The organism is Deinococcus seoulensis (assembly GCF_014648115.1).
In the GTDB taxonomy this organism is placed as follows: domain Bacteria; phylum Deinococcota; class Deinococci; order Deinococcales; family Deinococcaceae; genus Deinococcus; species Deinococcus seoulensis.
This window is the reverse complement of sequence record NZ_BMQM01000088.1, coordinates 1-1,182: the sequence shown is the minus strand read 5'-3', so window position 1 is coordinate 1,182 and position 1,182 is coordinate 1. Positions and strand designations below refer to the sequence as shown.

Below are 1,182 nucleotides of genomic sequence, written 5' to 3'. Positions count from 1 at the left end.
GAATTCCACGGCAGGCCAATCCCTGAATCCAGTCATAGCCGACGAATTCGCGGTCGGCGTACAGGACCCGGATATCCGCTGCAGAGAGCAGGCAGAGGGCATCGTCCATGAGGGTGTGCCGGATCTCCGTATGGCTGCCGCCCCCATGGGGCAGCAGCTCGTAGAGGAGGGGGATCGCGACGCCCCGCCAGATGACGGCCAGGAGCAGGACGTTCACGTCCGTCTGTCCGTATTTCCAGTTCGTCCGGTCGAGGATGAATTCGCGTGGCTGCGCGGAGGGAAGGAGCGTCAGGACCACCCGGGCGACGTCGGCCGGCTGGATGGGATGCCGGTCAAAAAAGCGCTCCACACGGCGGATGACGGAGGCGTTGTGCGCGCTTCCAGGGAAGCGCGAGGCGAGTTCGGCATGCCGGACGTCCTTGCCCCCAAGGAGCGCGAGGACCATGAGAGAAAGCAACTCGACCTGGTTCTTGCGGAACTCCGGGAAGTGCGCGGTGAAGCAGCGGGTCAGCTTGGCCAGGACATCGGGAGACGCGTTCTGTTCTCGCGTGTCAGCCGAACTTTTTCAAGCCCCCCGGGAAAGTGTCGGGTACTGAGGCAGAGAGGATTCCGGGCGGGGAGTTGGCAACCCGTTGCGTTGGCGAGTTGTGGACGAAACAGACTGAGTCCGTAAGAGGCATCTATAGGTTTATTTCTGAGGGTTCACTGTGGGTGCGCGGCCCGGTTCTTTACCGGAAGGTCCCGGATCGCCTGAGCGAATGCCACTTGCAGAGTCGCGAAAGGTCAAAGAATTGGGTGGTGCCGCTACCCCTGAAAGTGAGCCGGGGCAATTATCACAGGGGCCTGCGCAGGACGACTGGAATCGTTGTCCTTGCGTGCCTGGACGTCAGGAAACCCGCTTTCTCGCTCCTGGTTCGCTCTTATTCGATGATTTGCTTAACATGAGAGAAATACCGGGTACTTTACACTCATTCCCTGCGCCCTTCATACTGTGCGCACTATGGCTTACAAGAAACTCAGTGAACAGGTGATGGAACTCAGCAAGTCTGTGATTAGCGGTCGGCCATAAGGTCAAGCCGCCGGGTCAGCGCAACAGGCTGGTCAGGACCGCAATGGGGTCCTGACCGCGCAACCGCGCGGTCTCCACGGTGGACTTGATCCGCATGTACGTCTGCGCACCCA

1 protein-coding gene is annotated in these 1,182 nt (G+C 60.4%); it reads right to left on the bottom strand.

What is annotated here, in order from left to right:
* Nucleotides 1–445: transposase family protein (locus IEY70_RS20800; RefSeq protein WP_505706066.1), on the bottom strand; the 445-nt coding region annotated here is incomplete at its 3' end.
* Nucleotides 446–1,182 lie beyond the last annotated feature (737 nt).